The sequence below is a fragment of the Sandarakinorhabdus glacialis genome (assembly GCF_014643455.1).
GTDB classification, from domain to species: domain Bacteria; phylum Pseudomonadota; class Alphaproteobacteria; order Sphingomonadales; family Sphingomonadaceae; genus Sandarakinorhabdus; species Sandarakinorhabdus glacialis.
In genome coordinates, this window is sequence record NZ_BMJM01000009.1 from 1 (window position 1) to 17,813 (window position 17,813).

At 67.7% G+C, this 17,813-nt stretch carries 18 protein-coding genes; 9 read left to right on the forward strand and 9 right to left on the reverse strand.

All coding sequences use genetic code 11. From position 1 onward, the window contains the following. Positions 1 to 218: 218 nt before the first annotated feature. From IEW98_RS12175 to IEW98_RS12190, 4 genes are all read right to left on the reverse strand, one after another. Positions 219 to 515 (reverse strand): DUF2218 domain-containing protein, encoded by a 297-nt coding sequence (locus IEW98_RS12175; protein ID WP_188763238.1) that lies wholly within the window; start codon positions 513 to 515, stop codon positions 219 to 221. Then, the gene (locus IEW98_RS12180) at positions 512 to 1,057 is read right to left on the reverse strand and encodes a PadR family transcriptional regulator (protein ID WP_188763239.1); all 546 of its coding nucleotides are present in this window, start codon (positions 1,055 to 1,057) and stop codon (positions 512 to 514) included. Before IEW98_RS12180 ends, IEW98_RS12175 begins: the two co-directional genes overlap by 4 nt. 189 nt (positions 1,058 to 1,246) lie before the next feature. Beyond that, positions 1,247 to 1,681, reverse strand: coding sequence for a hypothetical protein (locus IEW98_RS12185; RefSeq protein WP_188763240.1), 435 nt, complete (start codon positions 1,679 to 1,681; stop codon positions 1,247 to 1,249). A 58-nt stretch (positions 1,682 to 1,739) separates the two neighbouring features. Beyond that, complete coding sequence (locus IEW98_RS12190; RefSeq protein ID WP_188763241.1) at positions 1,740 to 2,717, reverse strand: L-threonylcarbamoyladenylate synthase; 978 nt, start codon at positions 2,715 to 2,717, stop codon at positions 1,740 to 1,742. A gap of 45 nt (positions 2,718 to 2,762) precedes the next feature. Here IEW98_RS12190 and IEW98_RS12195 point away from each other — a divergent pair, with 45 nt between their 5' ends. Together IEW98_RS12195 and IEW98_RS12200 are read left to right on the forward strand one after the other, a co-directional pair. Further along, positions 2,763 to 4,517, forward strand: coding sequence for an acyl-CoA dehydrogenase family protein (locus IEW98_RS12195; RefSeq protein WP_188763242.1), 1,755 nt, complete (start codon positions 2,763 to 2,765; stop codon positions 4,515 to 4,517). Between the two features lie 135 nt (positions 4,518 to 4,652). Next, a complete protein-coding gene (locus IEW98_RS12200; protein ID WP_188763243.1) occupies positions 4,653 to 5,657 on the forward strand; it encodes a fumarylacetoacetate hydrolase family protein in 1,005 nt (334 codons plus the stop codon). A gap of 77 nt (positions 5,658 to 5,734) precedes the next feature. On the opposite strand, the gene IEW98_RS12205 is transcribed toward IEW98_RS12200, so the two are convergent. Beyond that, positions 5,735 to 6,997 carry a cation:proton antiporter gene (locus IEW98_RS12205; protein ID WP_188763244.1) on the reverse strand — a complete coding sequence of 421 codons (1,263 nt, stop codon included), beginning with the start codon at positions 6,995 to 6,997 and terminating at the stop codon, positions 5,735 to 5,737. A 168-nt stretch (positions 6,998 to 7,165) separates the two neighbouring features. Between IEW98_RS12205 and argS the strand changes: the two genes are divergently transcribed. The 6 genes from argS to IEW98_RS12235 all read left to right on the forward strand — a co-directional run bounded on the left by argS (position 7,166) and on the right by IEW98_RS12235 (position 13,299). Then, positions 7,166 to 8,887, forward strand: coding sequence for an arginine--tRNA ligase (gene argS / locus IEW98_RS12210; RefSeq protein WP_188763245.1), 1,722 nt, complete (start codon positions 7,166 to 7,168; stop codon positions 8,885 to 8,887). After that, the gene (locus IEW98_RS12215) at positions 8,887 to 9,711 is read left to right on the forward strand and encodes an SPOR domain-containing protein (RefSeq protein WP_188763246.1); all 825 of its coding nucleotides are present in this window, start codon (positions 8,887 to 8,889) and stop codon (positions 9,709 to 9,711) included. Before argS ends, IEW98_RS12215 begins: the two co-directional genes overlap by 1 nt. Positions 9,712 to 9,716: 5 nt before the next feature. Further along, positions 9,717 to 10,754 (forward strand): beta-N-acetylhexosaminidase, encoded by a 1,038-nt coding sequence (gene nagZ, locus IEW98_RS12220; protein WP_188763247.1) that lies wholly within the window; start codon positions 9,717 to 9,719, stop codon positions 10,752 to 10,754. Beyond that, entirely contained in the window at positions 10,732 to 11,520 is a 789-nt protein-coding gene (locus IEW98_RS12225; RefSeq protein WP_243450740.1) for a segregation and condensation protein A, read from the forward strand. The genes nagZ and IEW98_RS12225 overlap by 23 nt, the downstream gene beginning before the upstream one ends. Then, positions 11,517 to 12,086 (forward strand): SMC-Scp complex subunit ScpB, encoded by a 570-nt coding sequence (gene scpB / locus IEW98_RS12230; RefSeq protein ID WP_188763248.1) that lies wholly within the window; start codon positions 11,517 to 11,519, stop codon positions 12,084 to 12,086. Before IEW98_RS12225 ends, scpB begins: the two co-directional genes overlap by 4 nt. 196 nt (positions 12,087 to 12,282) lie before the next feature. After that, positions 12,283 to 13,299 carry an FAD-dependent oxidoreductase gene (locus IEW98_RS12235; RefSeq protein WP_188763249.1) on the forward strand — a complete coding sequence of 339 codons (1,017 nt, stop codon included), beginning with the start codon at positions 12,283 to 12,285 and terminating at the stop codon, positions 13,297 to 13,299. An 83-nt stretch (positions 13,300 to 13,382) separates the two neighbouring features. On the opposite strand, the gene IEW98_RS12240 is transcribed toward IEW98_RS12235, so the two are convergent. The 3 genes from IEW98_RS12240 to IEW98_RS12250 form a co-directional block, all read right to left on the reverse strand. After that, the gene (locus IEW98_RS12240; protein WP_188763250.1) at positions 13,383 to 14,378 is read right to left on the reverse strand and encodes an SDR family oxidoreductase; all 996 of its coding nucleotides are present in this window, start codon (positions 14,376 to 14,378) and stop codon (positions 13,383 to 13,385) included. 137 nt (positions 14,379 to 14,515) lie between these two features. Continuing rightward, positions 14,516 to 15,148, reverse strand: a complete 633-nt coding sequence (locus IEW98_RS12245) for a hypothetical protein (RefSeq protein ID WP_188763251.1) — start codon at positions 15,146 to 15,148, stop codon at positions 14,516 to 14,518. A 215-nt stretch (positions 15,149 to 15,363) separates the two neighbouring features. Next, positions 15,364 to 16,056 (reverse strand): cell cycle transcriptional regulator TrcR, encoded by a 693-nt coding sequence (locus IEW98_RS12250; protein ID WP_243450741.1) that lies wholly within the window; start codon positions 16,054 to 16,056, stop codon positions 15,364 to 15,366. Between the two features lie 138 nt (positions 16,057 to 16,194). Here IEW98_RS12250 and kynU point away from each other — a divergent pair, with 138 nt between their 5' ends. Next, positions 16,195 to 17,424: a kynureninase gene (kynU, locus tag IEW98_RS12255; protein ID WP_243450742.1), complete on the forward strand. Its 1,230-nt coding sequence runs from the start codon at positions 16,195 to 16,197 to the stop codon at positions 17,422 to 17,424. Positions 17,425 to 17,432: 8 nt separating this feature from the next. Here the strand turns inward: kynU and IEW98_RS12260 are convergent, their stop codons facing one another. Then, positions 17,433 to 17,810, reverse strand: coding sequence for an MliC family protein (locus IEW98_RS12260; protein ID WP_188763254.1), 378 nt, complete (start codon positions 17,808 to 17,810; stop codon positions 17,433 to 17,435). Positions 17,811 to 17,813: the final 3 nt, after the last annotated feature.

The window sequence follows — 17,813 nt, forward strand, 5'->3', positions numbered from 1 at the left end:
ACTGCCGTCGCCTCGCCACCCGCTACGATAAACTCGCCGCCAACTTCCTCGGCAACATCCACCTCGCCGCCGCCATCATGTGGTGGTTATGAGTCTCGGCCCTAGTTCTGAGAAACGACACGATCGTAAAACATCAGTGCTGCTAATCCTGAGTGAATTCGGGCAGCCGAGACCCCACAAACAGGGTCTGGGGCCAAGGCCCCAGCCGCCGGAGGCTTTTAAACCGGCTCAGACCAATCAAAAGCCAAAGGCGCCTCCCGAAACGCAAAACGATCCAGATGCCGTGCGACCACGCCCTGCATCGAAACCGCTGTCTCCGCATCCGGCGCAGTCACCTGCACCTGCAGCACTTCGGCCTCCGCCGTCATCGTCAGCACCGCCCCATTGGTGAACGGCACCGTGCCCGCGGTGGCGTCGAACGCCACCGCGAACTTGTGCGCCCAATGTTTGCAGAGCTGCTGCAGATACCGGCTGCCACTAACTGTCGGCACGCTCGCCCGAGTCTCGACGCTCACAGGCGTTCGATTCGCTGTGCCGCCTCGTCGAGGATCGCCGAGACCTGCAACTGCACCTCCCGATCGACGCCGTCGGCCGACAAGCGGTCATGCACCGCGCTGTGCAGATTGCGCATCGCCCGCCGGATCGGCGCCGCGTCGGTCGGTTCGCGCAGCTTGGCCAGCGCCTCGAGCCGCGCCATGGCTTCGGTAACCGTGGCCGCTTCCTCGGTCAGCAACGCCCTGCCGGCATCGGTGATGGCGAAGCGCTTGCGGCTGCCATCGGCCTGTTCATCGACCAGGTCCTGGTCGGCGATGAGCGTCAGGATCGGATAGACCATGCCGGGGCTGGGCGCATAAACGCCGCCGCTGCGGGCCTCGATTTCCTTGATCAGCTCGTACCCATGCCGAGGCGCCTCCTCGACCAGCTTGAGCAGCACGAGCCGCAATTCGGTACCGTCGAAAACGCGGCCGCGGCGACCGAAGCCGCCCGGACCACCGCGGCGTGGTCCGCCACGCCCCGGGCCGCCGTCACCGAAGCCGGCGCTGATCTGGTCACCCATTTCTCGCGCAAAAGCCTCGAAGCGATTGCCGAAACGGTGCGAGCGACGCTGGCCGGCATTAGCACCGCAGCCGCCGTGTTGATGTTTGAAGCTATGCACTTGGACCGCCTTTGGTTGTCTTCATAGCATCAAGATATATCTTGAAGTATCTTATGCAAGGGCTGCCCGAAGATTTTTTCCGCAGAAGCCTCAGTGTCGCGTCATCTCTGCCACCCCGGCAAACAACGGCAACAACGCTGCCGCACACGGCGTTCCCGCAATCGCCGCCAGCGCATCGCGCGCCTGGGCCGGCTGATCCTCGGCCATGTCAATCACCCGCAACAACTGTACCTCGTCGGGCAGCACGATCGGGCACGCCGGCTCGCCGAGCACCACACGCCGCGCTGCCTGCCGCGACAGCCCAACCAGCCAGCAGCGCAAAAGATGCTCGATGCCCATGCCGACCTCGCCGAAATCGCGTTGTAGCGCGACATGCACCGCCTGGCACCGCGCCGCACCGATCGGCTGCATCAACGCCAGCCGCCGAACTGCCCATAGAATCCGCTGCTGCGTGTCGGACAGGTCGGCGACCATCCCGCCGCGTCCCGTCCAAGGCCCTTCGCCGCCTTCGAACTCGCTGTACATAACCTTGCAACTCCCAACCAATGGCCGGAAGATTATGCTAATGCGACACGTTCGCAAGTTATTTCGGCGCTGCGGCCCGCCTCAACCGATCATTGATCGCCAGCCCCAACCCCGCAATCGGCACCGGCGCCACCGCGATTCCCGCCCGCCCACTCGCCTCGGCAATATGCAGCACATCGAACAACCGCGCCGCCGCCTCGACCACATCCCCCACCGCTGAAAGATTCAAGTCCCCCACAATATCCCCAAACCCGACATGAAACTCCCCAACATCCGCCGCCACGACATTCATCCGCAACGGCTGAAGCGGCGCATAATGACTCGCCATCATACCCGGCGCCAGCAAACGCCCTCCCCCCTGCGGGGAGGGCGACTCGCCCCCCAGGGCGAGCGGGGTGGGGGTCCCCATCTCCCCAAGCACAGCCATGATGTCCTCGACCGCCATAGCCCCCGCCCGCAACAACCTCACACCCCCCACGCCCACCGCCAAAATCGTCGACTCAACCCCCGCAGCACACGCCCCGCCATCCAGGATCAACCCGCCCCATTTACCCAGCGACTCCGCTACATGCGCCGCCGTCGTAGACGAAATCCGCCCACTCGCATTGGCCGAAGGCGCCGCCAAAGGCCCCGCCCCCGCAATCAGCGCCTGCATCACGAAATGCGCCGGACACCGCACCGCCAACGTCGAAAGCCCCGCCGTAACCAGCCCTGCCACAGCAGCCCCCGCCTTTAACGGCAGCACCAACGTCAGCGCCCCCGGCCAGAACGCCGCCATCAACCGCGCCGAAACCGCATCGATCTCCACCAACTCGGCAGCCTGCGCCACCCCGGAAACATGCACGATCAACGGGTTGAAACTCGGCCGTCCTTTCGCCTGATAAATCCGCGCCACCGCCGCCGCATCGCCGGCCCGCGCCGCCAGCCCATAAACCGTCTCGGTCGGCACCGCGACGATCCCGCCGCCCAGCAACACCGCCGTCGCCTCGGCGATAGCAGCAACGTCAGCGACAAGGATGCGGCTTTTGTCCACCATGTCCCCCGTCTATAGCGGAAGCCCTCACAGCCCAAGGCCCCGCCGATGCCCTATACCGCCCCCTTCGCCGAGCAACGCTTCGTCCTCGACGTCATCGCTGATCTTCCCGGCCTCGCCGCGCTGCCCCAATACGCCAACGCGACCCCCGACATGGTCGACGCCATTCTTTCCGAATCGGCCAAGCTGGCATCGAACGTCTTCGCCCCGCTCAACCCCATCGGCGACAAGACTCACGCCAAACTGGCAAACCGCGTCGTCACCCTGCCACCCGGTTTCGCCGACGCCTATAGACTCTACATCGAAGGCGGCTGGGCCGGGCTCGGCGTCGCCGAATCCCACGGCGGGCAGGGGCTCCCCTTCGCCGTCGCCGTCGCCGTGCAGGAGCAGCTGACCTCCGCCAACATGGCCTTCGCACTCTGCATGATGCTCAGCCAGGGCGCCATCGAGGCCCTCGCCGTCCACGCTTCCCCCGACCTCCAGGACCGCTACCTGGCCAAGCTCGTCTCGGGCGAGTGGACCGGCACGATGAATCTCACCGAGCCCGGCGCCGGATCTGACGTCGGCGCCCTTAAAACCCGCGCCGAGCCCGCCCCAGACGGCAGCTACCGCATCAAGGGCACCAAGATCTACATCACCTGGGGCGAACACGACGCCGCCGAAAACATCGTCCACCTCGTCCTCGCCCGCCTGCCCGATGCGCCTCCCGGCATCAAGGGCATCAGCCTGTTCATCTGCCCCAAATTCCGCCCCGACGGCTCGCGCAACGACCTCGTCTGTACCGGCCTCGAGCACAAGCTCGGCATCCACGCCTCCCCCACCTGCACCATGAGCTTCGGCGACAATGACAATTGCACCGGCTACCTCGTCGGCGCGGAGGGGGCCGGCATGCGCGCCATGTTCACCATGATGAACAACGCCCGCGTCCAGGTCGGCCTGCAAGGCGTCGCCATCGCCGAAGCCGCCACCCAGCACGCCGTCCACTTCGCCCGCCAACGCGTCCAGTCGGCCAAGTTCGGTGCCGGCCGCGACCCCGTCCGCATCATCGACCACGCCGACGTCCGCCGCACCCTGATGACCTGCCGCGCCCTCACCGAGGCCACCCGCGCGCTGGTCTATCTCAACGCCTCTGCAGTCGACCGCAGCCACGCCGGTGACGTCGCGGGCACGGGTTTGGCCGATTTCCTCACCCCGATATCGAAAGCCTGGGCCACCGACACCGGCGTTGAAGTTGCCAGCCTCGCGCTGCAGGTCTTCGGCGGCATGGGCTATGTCGAGGAAACCGGCGCCGCCCAGTTCCTCCGCGACGCCCGCATCGCGCCCATCTACGAAGGCACCAACGGCATCCAGGCGCTCGATCTCGTCGGCCGCAAGCTTGGGCTGGACGGCGGCGCGCACTGGCAGGAGCTTTTCGCCCAGATCCGCGATACCATCGGCGACCTCACCGCCCATGCCGACCTCAAGACCATCGCCCCGTGGCTCGACGACGCCCTCGCCGCCACGCAAGCCGCCACCATCTGGATGACCGGCGCCAACAACCCCGACGACATCGCCGCCGGCGCCACGCCCTTTCTCCGCATGATGGGCCTGACCCTCGGCGGCTGGCTCCTCGCCAAACAAGCCCTAACCGCCGCCGCCTACCTCGCCTCCGGCAACGGCGACCCCGCGTTCCTCACCGCCAAGATCACCACCGCGCGCTTCTACGCCGAACAAATCCTGCCCCAGGTCGCCGCCCTGTCCGGCCCCGTAACCCGCGGTGCCGCCCTCCTCTACGCCATCCCCGAAGCCGATCTCGCCGCGTAGCTCCCTCTGCTCCCCTCCCTACTTCTAGGGAGGGGTCGGGGGCGGGTTCCTTGCTTTCTTCTATCCTTCTCTCGCGCCGCACCGCAGCACAGCCTCCCCCTTGCGCCCGGCCCCGCGCACGGCCACCATACCCCCATGAAATTAGCCTCGCTCAAGCACGGCCGTGACGGCCGCCTCGTCGTAGTCTCCGATGATCTAGCCTGGTGCGCTGCCCCGCCCCCGATGTTTCCCACCCTGCAATCCGCCCTCGACGACTGGGCCCATGCCGAACCGATCCTGCGCGGCGTCGCCGACAGCCTCGCGCACGATGCTGTCCCACACGCCCGCTTCCACGAGCGCGACGCCGCCGCGCCCTTGCCTCGCGCCTATCAATGGGCCGACGGCAGCGCTTATGTGAATCACGTCGAGCTCGTCCGAAAGGCGCGCGGCGCCGAGCTGCCCGCCAGCTTCTGGACCGATCCGCTGATGTACCAGGGGGGCAGCGACAGCTTCCTGCCCCCCCGCGACCCCATCCCCTTCCACGATGCCGGCTGGGGCCTCGATCTCGAAGCCGAAATCGTCGTCGTCACCGGCGATGTTCCGCAGGGCGCCACCCGCGAACAGGCCATCGCCGCCATCCGCCTCATCGGTCTCGTCAACGACGTCTCGCTCCGCGGTCTCATCCCCGACGAACTCGCCAAGGGGTTTGGCTTCGTCCAGTCGAAACCCGCCTCGGCGCTGTCCCCTGTCCTCGTCACCCCCGACAGCCTCGGCGCCGCTTGGAGCGACGGCAAGCTCAGCGGCGTCCTCTGCGTCGACCTCAACGGGCAACCCTTTGGCCGCGCCGACGCCGGCGACGACATGACCTTCGATTTCGGCACGCTCATCGCCCACCTCGCCAAAACCCGCAGCCTCGGCGCCGGCAGCATCATCGGCTCAGGCACCGTCTCGAACCGCGGCCCCGATGGCGGACCCGGCAAGTCCGTCGCCGCTGGCGGACGCGGCTACAGTTGCATCGCCGAAATCCGTATGATCGAAACGATCGAAGCCGGTGCCCCGACCTCGCCGTTCCTCCAGCCCGGCGACACTGTCCGCATCGAAATGCTCGACGCCCGCAATCACTCGATCTTCGGTGCCATCGAACAGACCGTCACCGGCTGATCCACCAAAGCAGTCGTCATGCTGAACTCGTTTCAGCATCCATCGTCCCGCCAGCCAGCTTCACCCGGAATACCACTTCACACTGCGCCGGAATCCTCCTTCGCCTTCCCCCCACCCCGCCCGGTAACCCCCTCCACCGCCGCCGCCGCCGTAAACCCGTGCACTACGGTCGAAACCACCACCGTAAACGCAACGATCGCCCATAATTGCGCCGCGTTGCCGAGCGCCACATGGCTTCCCGCATAGGCCAGGTAATAGATCGACCCAACGCCGCGCACGCCATAAAATGCCACCACCGCGCGCTGCGGGTTCTTCATCACCCCGGTCAGCGCCAGCCAACCCGCCAGCGGCCGCACCCCGAGGATCAGCGCGAGGCCGATCGCCGCCTCGCGCCACCCCAGCGCCGGCAGCAGCGCCGGCAAGGCAGCGCCCAGCCCGATCAGCAACAACGCCGTCAGCACGTGCTCGATGCTCTCCGAAAAATTGTGCAGCCGCGTGTGGAATTCATGGTCGGCCTCGGCCTGGCGCAGCGTCAGCCCGGCAAGGAACGCCGCGACAAAGCCATAGCCCTCGGCCAGTTCGGTCAATCCATAAGCCATCATCACCCCGGCCAGCGCGATCACCCCCGACTCGGTCTTCGCCAGCGCATTCTCGCGCGGAAACGCAAACATGATCTTGCCGAGCAGCCAGCCGACGCCCACCCCGCCGATACCGCCAACGATGGTCCGGTACAGCAGGTCGCGCCACAGGAACTCGCCCACCACGCTCCCCGCCGCGCCACCCGCCACCATGATCGCCAATGCCAGGTGGACGAAGGGAAACGCCAGCCCGTCGTTCAGCCCGGCCTCGGTCGTCAGCGTGAACCGCACCGGGTGCTCGCCGCCCTCCAATGGCGGCCCGACCTGCACATCGCCCGCCAGCACCGGATCGGTCGGTGCCAGCACCGCCCCGAGCAGCACCGCCGCCGCCGCCGTCATCCCGCCCAGGAACACCCCGAGCATCGCCACCGCGGCGATCGTCAACGGCATGCCGAACAGCAGCAACCGCACTGTCGGCCGGCATTGCCGCCAACCGCGCAACTTGTCGATCCGCAGCCCGACGCCGAACAGCCCGACGACGACGCACAATTCGCTGACGAGCTCCCACGGCCCCGGCCGCCCGATGGGATCGATCGCCGCCGGCATGCCCGGCACCAGCGAAAATGCCGCGAACCCCAGCAGGATCAACAGCGCCGATGCCGCCGGCTCGCGCCCCGAAACGAAGCGCGGCAGCCAATAGGCAAGGATCGTCGCCCCACCAAGGCCGACCAGCAGGACATGATAGGTCTGAAATTCGAACATCGATGCAGCGTCTCCAGTCCCGGAAACGAACCCCTGCCGATATCGTTGCCCCTGCTTGCCACATCGCTTCCGGCAGGCCCCGCGGATCCTAAAACTCGATACCCTGATGACGCCGGCCACGTCGCCCGTTAGGAGGGAAGCAAGACACTTGCCGGACCGGACCTGAAATTGAACCTCTACCCACGCTTTGCCGCTCATGTCGCCGACGCCCTGGGCGCCCTCACGGCGAGCGGCGACCTGCCCGCCGGCCTCGATTTCAGCAACGTCACCGTCGAACCGCCGCGCGATTCGACCCACGGCGACCTCGCCACCAACGCCGCGATGGTCCTCGCCAAGCCCGCCGGCATGAAGCCGCGCGAAATCGCCGTCATGCTGGCGCAGAAACTCGCGCGGCTGCCCGATATCGCCGAAGCCGAAGTCGCCGGGCCGGGCTTCCTCAACCTCCGCCTCGACCCCCAGGTCTGGCGCGATGAACTCGGCGCCATCAAGGCCGGCGCCGGCGATTACGGCCGCAGCACGATGGGCACCGGCAGCAGCGTCAACGTCGAATATGTCTCGGCCAACCCAACGGGCCCGATGCACATGGGACATTGCCGCGGTGCCGTCGTCGGCGACGCGCTCGCCAGCCTGCTCGACTATGCGGGGTTCGACGTCACCCGCGAATATTACATCAACGACGCCGGCGGCCAGGTCGATACCCTCGCCCGCTCGGCGCATCTGCGCTATCGCGAAGCGCTCGGCGAAACCATCGTAATTCCCGAAGGCTATTACCCCGGCGACTATCTGGTCCCGGTCGGCAAGGCGCTGGCGCAGGAATTCGGCGACAGCCTGGTATCCGCCCCCGAAGCCGAATGGCTCGTCCCCTTCCGCCAGCGCACCGTGGCGCTGATGATGGACCTGATCCGCGACGATCTTGCGATGCTGGGCATCCGCCAAGACGTGTTCTTCTCCGAAGCTTCGCTCGGGTCCCGCGTCCAGCAGGCGCTCGACACCTTGGATGCCAAGGGCCTGATCTACGAAGGCGTCCTCGAAGCGCCGAAGGGCGACGCCGCCGAAGATTGGGAACCCCGCCCGCAGACCTTGTTCCGCGCCAGCCAATTCGGCGACGACACCGACCGCGCATTGAAGAAATCCGACGGCAGCTGGACCTATTTTGCCGGCGACGTCGCGTATCACTACGACAAGCTGCAACGTGGCTATACGGCGCTCGTCGACATGTTCGGCGCCGATCACGGCGGCTACGTCAAGCGCATGCAGGCCGCCGTCCGCGCGCTTTCGGACGGGCAAGTCCCGCTCGACATCAAGATCGTTCAGATGGTCAAGCTGATGCGCGCCGGCGAACCCGAGAAAATGTCGAAGCGCTCGGGCAATTTCGTCACGCTCGCCGATGTCGTCGAGGAAGTCGGCAAGGACGTCGTGCGCTTCATCATGCTGACCAAGCGCAGCGATTCGCAGCTCGATTTCGACTTCGCCAAGGTCGTCGAGCAATCGCGCGACAACCCGGTCTTCTACGTTCAATACGCCCATGCTCGCATCGCCTCGGTCGGCCGCAAGGCCGTTGAGGCCGGCATCGACCTTCCCACCCCCGACCTGTCGCTGCTCGACGACACCGACCTCGCGCTCGTCAAAGTCGCGGCGCAATGGCCGCGCATCGTCGAACAGGCCGCCGCCACGCGCGAGCCGCACCGCATCGCCTTCTACCTCGCCGATCTCGCCGCCGCCTTCCACACCCAGTGGAACATGGGCAACGACGACGCCGCCCGCCGCTTCGTGCTCGCCGACAACCCGGCGCTGACCGCCGCGCGCCTCGCACTGGCGCAAGCCGTCGGCCAGGTCATCCGCAACGGCCTCGCCGTCATGGGCGTCGAAGCCGCCAGCGAGTTGCACTGATGGCAAGGCGCGACACGGATGACGATGCGCCCTGGCTGGCGGAAGCAGAGACGCACACCAGCGTCAGCAAGCGGTCGCTGTTCTGGACGATCTTCATCCTGCTCGCCCTCGCCGCGGTCGCCGCGGTCGGCCTGATCATGCTGTTGTCGAAAAAGAACGGCGGCTCGACGCAAGGCTATATGAACGCCGAACAGGCGCCGATCATCGCCGCCGAAATCGGCCCCTACAAGATCGCGCCGGTCGATCCCAAGGGTATGGACGTCGAAGGCATCGACGGCGAGGGCGGCGACCAGTCGATGTACACCACCGGCCTCGGCATCGACCAGGGCAGCGTCATCGACCAGGCCGGCGGCCCCGAGGAAGTCATGCCCCGCCCCGGCTCGGAACCCGCATTGCCCCCCGGCCCACCGCAAGAACTCGTCCCCGAAGCCGCTATCCAGCCGCCGGCGACCATGCCGCCCGCCACGCTCAGGCCCGCCGCCCCTCCCGTGGCCGCGATCAAGCCCTCCCCCAAACCTGCCGTCCCCAAGCTGGTGATTCCCAAGCCCGCCGCGCCTCCCCTTGTCGTCCTGCCGCCGCCAACGCCCAAGCCAACCGCCGCCCACAAGCCCGGCAGCGTCCAGCTCGGCGCCTTCTCGTCGGAGGAAAAAGCCCTCGCTGCCTGGGGATCGCTGGCGGCGAAACACGGCCTGTCCGGCAAACGCATCATCCCCGTCGAATCGAACGGCAAGACCCTGTTCCGCCTGCGCGCCGTCAGCCCCGACACCGCCGCCACCTGCGCGAAAATGAAGGCCGCCGGCGACGCCTGCAGCCCCGTGGAGTAACCCCGTTGCAACCGACCTTCCTCGGCCTCGCCGGCCTGGCTCTCACTGCCGAAGAACGCGCGCTGTTCCAGTCCGCCAACCCCGCCGGCTACATCCTCTTCAAGCGCAACATCGACACCCCCGAGCAGGTCCGCGCCCTCACCGCATCGCTCACCGATCTCGCCGGCCGCGCGCTGCCCATCCTCATCGACCAGGAAGGCGGCCGCGTCGCCCGCCTGCGCCCGCCGCACTGGCCCGAATACCCGACCGGCGAAGCCTTCGACCGCCTGTACGAAGTCGCCCCGATCACCGCGATCGAGGCCGCCCGCCTCAACGCTCGTTCGCTCGCCGCGATGCTCCGCGACCTCGGCATCACCGTCGATTGCCTGCCCCTCCTCGACGTCCGCGACCCGCAAGGCCATGACATCATCGGCGACCGTGCCTTCGGCGCTGAACCGATGAAAGTCGCTGCACTCGGCCGTGCCACTCTCGACGGCCTGCGCGAAGGCGGCGTCTGCGGCGTCGTCAAGCACATCCCCGGCCACGGCCGCGCCACCGCCGACAGCCACCTCGAGCTTCCCATCGTCACCGCCAGCCGCGAAGAACTCGAGCGCGACCTCGAACCATTCCGCACGCTTCATTGGGCACCGATGGCGATGACCGCCCACGTCACCTACACCGCCCTCGACCCCAACCGCTGCGCCACGCTTTCGCCCATCGTCATCGACCTCATCCGCACCGACATCGGCTTCACCGGCCTCCTCATGTCCGACGACCTCGGCATGCACGCCCTCGGCCACCCATCCGCCGGCGGCTACCCTCCCGGCAGCAACGCCCTCGAGGATTTCGGCGCCCGCGCCCTCGCCAGCCTCGCCGCAGGCTGCGACATCGCCCTCCACTGCTCGGGCGACTTTGCCGAAATGCGCGCCATCTGCGAAGCCGTTCCTGAGATCACCGAGGCCGCCCAGACACGCCTGACCGCCGCCATGGACCTTCCCGCCGCCGACACGACTCCCGCAGCCCAATGGGCCGAAGCCCGCGATGAACTCCTCGCCTTCGCCTGAGATGCTGGCCGAGGACCCCTTCGACGCCCCCCATCGCAGCGGCCCCGCCACCCTCGTCCTGCAACTCGGCAGCTGGGAGGGCCCCCTCGACCTTCTCCTCACCCTCGCCCGCTCGCAGAAGGTCGACCTCGCCCAGATCTCGATCCTTGCCCTCGTCGATCAATATCTGGTCTTCATCCGCGAAGCCAAAGCCCTCAGCCTCGAGCTCGCCGCCGACTATCTCGTCATGGCAGCCTGGCTCGCCTACCTCAAATCCGCCCTCCTCCTCCCGCCCGATCCCGAGGCCGAGCCAGACCCCCACGACATGGCGCTCAAGCTGCAATTCCAGCTTCGGCGCCTCGACGCCATGCGCGATGCCGGCGCCAGGCTCCTCGCCCGCCCGCAACTCGGCTGGGACAGCTTCGGCCGCGCCGACCCTGAGGGCCTGAAGCTCGAAACCATCGCCCGCTACGACACCAGCCTGTTCGACCTCATCTCCGCCTATGGCGCCATCAAAGCCCGCTCCGGCCCTGCCGCCCACATCGTCCGCCGCCGCCCGGTGATGGCGCTCGACGAAGCCATCGAATGCCTCGAAGCCCTGCTCGGCAAGAGCATCGACTGGACCGAACTGTCGCGCTTCCTCCCCACCGACCTCGCCGACGAAAGCTACGCCCGCTCGGTCCTCGCCAGCACCTTCGTCGCCGCCCTCGAACTCACCCGCCTCGGCAAGATGAGTCTATCCCAGGGCGCCGCCTTCGCTCCGATTCTCGTCCGGAGCACGCAATGAGCACCGAAAGCCCTCTGCGCGCCCTCGAAGCCATAATCTTCGCCGCCGCCGCCCCCCTCACCCTCGCCGACATCGCCAAGCACATCGGCGAGCGCGGCGACCTGCCCCACCTCCTCCGCGACCTCGCCGCAGCTTACGCAGATCGCGGGATCAACCTCGTCGAACGCGGCGGCCGTTGGCATTTCCAGACCGCCCCCGATCTCGCCCACCACCTCCGCCCCAGCCGCGAGGCCGTCCGCAAACTCTCCCGCGCCGCCGTCGAGACCCTGTCGGTCATCGCCTATCACGAGCCCGTGACCCGCCCCGAAATCGAGGAAATCCGCGGCGTCGCGGTCAGCGGCGGCACCATCGACGTCCTCATGGAGGCCGGCTGGATCCGCCCCGCCGGCCGCCGCGAAACCCCCGGGCGCCCGCTGCAATACGCCACCACCCCCGGCTTCCTCGCGCATTTCAACCTCATCCACCGCCGCGACCTCCCCGGCCTCGCCGACCTAAAAGCCGCCGGGCTTCTGGATCGCGAACCGCCCCGCGAACTCGCCTTGCCTTTCTCAAGCACGGACGATTAAAAACACCTCTCCCCTCGCGGGAGAGGTCGAGAGACGCGCCTTCGCGGCCCGGGTGAGGGGGCGCTTCCGCCCAGCTAAGGACGATAAATGCCCTCACGCCGAACTCTCCTCGCCGCGACCCTCGCCCTCCCAGCCTGTGCCACCACCACCCCAAAAAACCCAACCTTCCTTCGCCCCCAAACTCGCCCCTTTGCGCATGGACCCCACCCGCCTCACTCACATCACCGTCTGCCTGCGGCCCTTCCGCGCCGCCGGCCCGCGCCTCGATGTCCAAACCATCGCCGGCAAGCGCGTCGTCCACAACTACGGCCATGGCGGCAGCGGCTGGTCGCTGTCCTGGGGTTCCGCCGCCATAGCCGCCCGCAACGCCATGCAAGACGGCCACCGCGACATCGCCGTCATCGGCTGCGGCGCCCTCGGCCTCACCGCTGCGCTCACCCTCCAGCGTGCCGGCGCCCGCGTCACCATCTACGCCAGCGAACGCCTGCCCCTCACCCGCTCGGCCCGCGCCACCGGCACCTGGTCCCCCGATTCGCGCGTCGCCGACCTTGCCCAAGTCACCCCGCAATTCCCGGCGCTGTGGGAGGCAATGGCGCGTCATTCCTACGCCGCCCACCGCAGCTATGTCGGCCTACCCGGCGAGCCGGTGTCCTGGTCCGATCGCTACACGCTCCTCGAATCCAACGCTGCCCGTCACGTCCCCGCCCCTGGCGCCATCCACTTCGCCGAATATGACGAGCGTATTGACGACATCGTCCCCCATTCGCGCAGCCTGACCCGCGCCGAGCATCCCTTCCCCGTCGATCGCGTCCGCCAGGGCGTCTCGATGCAGTTCAACGTCGCCGAACTCGGCCACCGCCTGACCGAGGATTTCCTCATCGAAGGCGGCCATATCGAGCAGCTAATTTTTCGCTCTCCCCCCGACTTCGCCCGCCTCAAACAGCCGGTCATCGTCAACTGCACCGGCTACGGCGCCCGCGCCCTGATGAAGGACGAGAGCATCGTCCCCGTCCGCGGCCAGATCGCCTGGCTCGCGCCCCAACCCGAGGTCCGCTACGGCGTCTACTACCGCGGCATCTCGGTCCTGCCCCGGCCCGACGGAATCGTCGTCCAGGACACCGGCACCGAAATGACCGGCTATGACATCGCCGACGAAACCCCCGACCGCGCCGAAGCCGAACGCGCCATCGCTACGATAACGACGCTTTTCTGACTTCCTGCCCCTCTCCCGCTTGCGGGAGAGGCGAGAGACGCGCCCCTTGGCGCGGCCCGGGTGAGGGCCCTTCGCGCGCCGCCCTACCCAGGCTGCCCGCCACCCCCCGTAGCCCCGAAAATCTGCCCCGTCGAAAAGCTCAACCCCGGATCCGCCGCCGCCACATACAGCCCGGCAATCTCCGCCGGCTGCCCTGGCCGTCCGAGCGGCGCCTGCGACCCGAATTTCTGCAACTTCTCCTGCGTCGCGCCGCCGCTGACCTGCAACGGCGTCCAGAACGGCCCCGGGGTCACGGCGTTGACGCGGATGCCCCTTGGCGCCAGCTGCTTTGCCATCGACTTGGTGAAATTGAGCATTGCCGCCCGCGTCATCGCATAATCGACCAAGTCCTCCGAAGGATCACCCGCCTGTTCCGACGACGTGTTGACGATCACCGCCCCCGCCGCCATCCGCGCCACCGCCGCCCGCGTCAGCCAGAACGGCGCATAGACATTGGTCTTCATGGTCGCTTCGAAATCGGCGCTCGAGATATCGCCGATCGCCGGCCGCGTCTGCTGGCGCGCCGCGTTGTTGACGAGGATATCGAGCCCGCCCAGTTCGCGGGCCGCGCACTCGACCAGCTTGTTGCAGAACGCCTCGTCGCGAAGGTCGCCCGGGATCGCCACCGCCTTGCGCCCTTCGGCCTTGATCAGCGCGATCACCTCGCGGGCATCGGGCTCCTCGGCGGGCAGATAGTTGATCGCCACATCGGCACCCTCGCGTGCATAGGCGATCGCCGCCGCTCGCCCGATGCCGCTGTCGCCGCCGGTGATCAGCGCGCGCTTGCCTGCCAGGCGCCCCGAGCCCTTGTAGCTCGTCTCGCCGTGATCGGGCCGCGGGTTCATCTTGCTCGCCAGCCCCGGCCATTCCTGCTTTTGCGGTGCAAATGGCGGCTTGGGATAGGCCGCGGCCGCCGGCGTCGTCGGTTGGCCGGGCATCTTTGGTTCCTGCGCCGACACCGAAGAAGCCGCGCCGGCGGCCGCGACAGCGACCCCCGCGCCAATGACGAAATTACGACGCGAGTCAGCGAGATCGGTCATCGGAAATCACCTTGGTTGATCGAGGATGACCAGCAAAACCGCCGCGAACGCCGACAGTTCCAGCGACCACCCGCCGCACCATCCCCGGCTTTCCAACAAGGGTTAATATTTTCCGCATTTTCCGCTTTCGGCGGTTTTTACCCGGGGTCGCCGCCGGCGCGATCTTCCCATCCCGGCTGGTCGGTGAAACCATGAGTCAGGTCGTCAAGGGCCTGCACGGCGCGATCGCCGGCATTTGCGGGGCGAGCGGGGCGGGCTTCGGGCTCGTTGTCGATCACGACCTTGCGAACGATGGTGCAGCCATCCTCGGCGTAGATGACGGCTTCATCGGGAGCGCGGTCCCGCCCTGCGCCCAGCGCACGGATCGCTTCACGCATCTGCTCGACCACGCCTGGAGCGGGGCGTCCCGGCTTTGCGGCGAGTTCGGACTTCTCGCGCCCGGCGACGGCGCGGTCGACCATATGGGTGAGCAGGCGCGGGCTGCAGGGCCGGTGACGCGTGACGACGACGCCATCGCGCTCGATGGTTTCGGTTTCGCCGTTGATGACGCGTTCGAGGGCGCTTGCCTCGACGTGCTGCCAGGCAAAGGTGAGCGCGGCATCCCAGGCGAGGCGGAAGTCATGCGCGGCGGGGTGTCGGCGCAGCCAGTTCGCCGCCTGGCGGGACATACCGGCGCGCAGCGCGGCCTGGGTGACTGACGCGGTGTCGGCGAGGGCGTCGATGAAAATGGCTTGCCGGGACGCGGTCCAGCCGTTTCGATTGGGTCGCATCGGGGGATGTGGTCTGGTCGCGAGGGGGGTGAGGCTGGTGTCCATATCGGGGTTGTAACCGATATGGTTGGTTGTAGGACAGGGGCAACTCAGCAAGCAAGGGGCATGGGCAAAGCCCATGCTGGCGTCGGACGAGTTTGAGGCGTGAAGATCGCCTCGCCTCGCCGGCCGGTCTTGCGCCTGTCGGCGCGTAGCGAAGGGCTACGCTCCGCGGCTCATCGACGAAATAACGCCTCCCCCTGCTCCAGCGCAGTCCCACCATGCTGAACAGGCTCGCCATGCTCGGCAATATGCGCCGCCGCCGTCCGCTCCGCCTGCAGCTGCTCGATCAGCGCCGCGCGATCCTCGCCCAGCTTGCCGAGATCGGGCGAGATATCGATGCCGGCCTTCTTCGCCGCCGCCGAAACCAGCGCATCCATCTCGCGCTGGCTGGTCAGGCCCAACGTCACCGGGTCCTTCGGGGCGAGGTTGGCGTAGTTCCAGTGGCTCTTGTCGCGGATCGCCGAGATCGTCGTCTTGGTCGTGCCGATCAGCCGGGAGATCTGGTTGTCGGTGATTTCGGCATGGTTCTTGATGATCCACAGGATGCCGTCGGGCTTGTCCTGGCGCTTCGACACCGGCGTGTAGCGCGGCCCCGTCGTGCGCCGCGACTGTTCGGGCTGGCGCGACAGCTTGAGCACGTGATCGGGGTTGGCAGCACCGCGATCGAGCTCGTCCTGGGTCAGCTCGCCGCTGCGGACCGGGTCGCGGCCGGTCAGCTTCGTTTGCGCCGTATCGTCGGCGATCGCCTGGACCTCGAGGATATGCAGCCCGCAGAAGGTCGCGATCTGGTCGAAGGTCAGCGCCGAATTGTCGACCAGCCAGGCGGCGGTCGCATGCGGCATCAGGGGCGTCGTGGGAGCAGCCATAGGGGCATACCTTATACGGTGAAAACAGAAACAGCCGCCCCTTTTCGGAGCGGCTGCACGTGCCCGACGATAAGCCGGTCCGGCTCTACAAGCAATGCCGAACTTGTCTCGGCATCCACCCCGAGGCAGAACCACCGCGTGCCCCATTCTCCCATCACCCGCCAGTCCCTCGCCGCCGCGGACGCCGCCGACAGCCTCGCGCCCTGCCGCGATCGCTTCGCCCTGCCCGAAAACATCCTCTACCTCGACGGCAATTCGCTCGGCCCGCTGCCCGCCGCGACGCCCGCCGCCATCGCCGACGCCGTCACCCGCCAATGGGGCCAGGGCCTCATCCGCAGCTGGAACGACGAAGCCTGGATCGACCTGCCCGCCAGTATCGGCGCCGCCATCGCCCCGATCATCGGCGCCGCGCCGGACAGCGTCATCGCCTGCGACTCGGTCTCGGTGAACCTGTTCAAGCTCGCCGCCGCCGCGCTGGGGATGCGCCCCGGCCGCCGCGTCATCGTCTGCGAGACCGAAGATTTCCCCACCGACCGCTATATTCTCGAAGGCCTGGCAACACTCGCCGACGCCGAAATCCGCGCCGTCCGCCGCGCCGAAATCGCTGCCGCACTTGACCAAGGCACCGCCCTCCTCGTCCTCACCCACGCCCATTATGCGTCCGGCGAGGTCCACGACATGGCCGCGCTATCCACCGCCGCGCACGCCGCCGGCGCGCTCATCCTCTGGGATCTCAGCCATTCCGCCGGCGCCCTCGATCTGCACCTGGACCGCGACGGCGCCGATTTCGCCATCGGCTGCGGCTATAAATATCTGAACGGCGGCCCCGGCGCGCCGGCCTTCGCTTATGTCGCCGCCCGCCACCGCGCCGGCTTCCATCCCCCGATCAACGGCTGGATGGGGCACGTTGCCCCCTTCGATTTCGCCGCAGCTTACACCCCCGCGCCCGGCGTCCGCCGCTTGCTCGCCGGCACCCCGCCGATCCTCGCCATGGCCGCCCTCGCCGCCGGCGTCGCCACCTTCGCCGGCGTCGACATGCGCGTGGCCGAGGCAAAATCCACCGCGCTTGTCGCTGCCTTCGCCGCCCTCGTCGCGCAGACCTGCCCCGAATTCGCCGTCCAGCCGCCGGTCCCGCGTCACAGCGCCCAGATCGTCCTCCGCCATCCCCACGGCCGCCGGATCATGACCGCTCTCATTGCCCGGGGTGTCATCGGCGACTTCCGCCCGCCCGATCGCCTGCGTTTCGGCTTTCCGGCGCTCTATACCCGCTTCACCGACACCTGGGACGCCGTCCAGATCCTGCGCACCATCCTCGACACCGGCGAGTGGCAGGACAGTCGCTTCGATACGCTCGGCACCGTCAGCTGAAGCGGGCGTCAACCGGCCTGGGTACAGGTCGCGATAGGTTTTTCGGCGGCCTTCGGATCGGCGGCGCTGCCTTCATACAGCGTGCCGCCGCGGCCCTTGTTCCACCATATCAGGGTGGCGCCGGGGCTGCGTCCGGCCCGGGTCTCGTACCGCGCCCCCGAAGCCGACCCGGCCTGGTCGAGGGTAAAGGTCTTGCTGCCGAGCGTCACGACCGCCTGCCCGTTGATGCCGGCGGCATTGTCGTACTTGACCACCAGCGGCATCGCCGGGGTGCATTTATAGGTGAAGGTCGGCAAGGGCTTGGCCACCGGAGCGGCTGCGGCGGCACCGCCATAGGCAGCCAATACGGCACCGGCGGCGACGGAAAGAACGCGGATTCGAGTCATCAC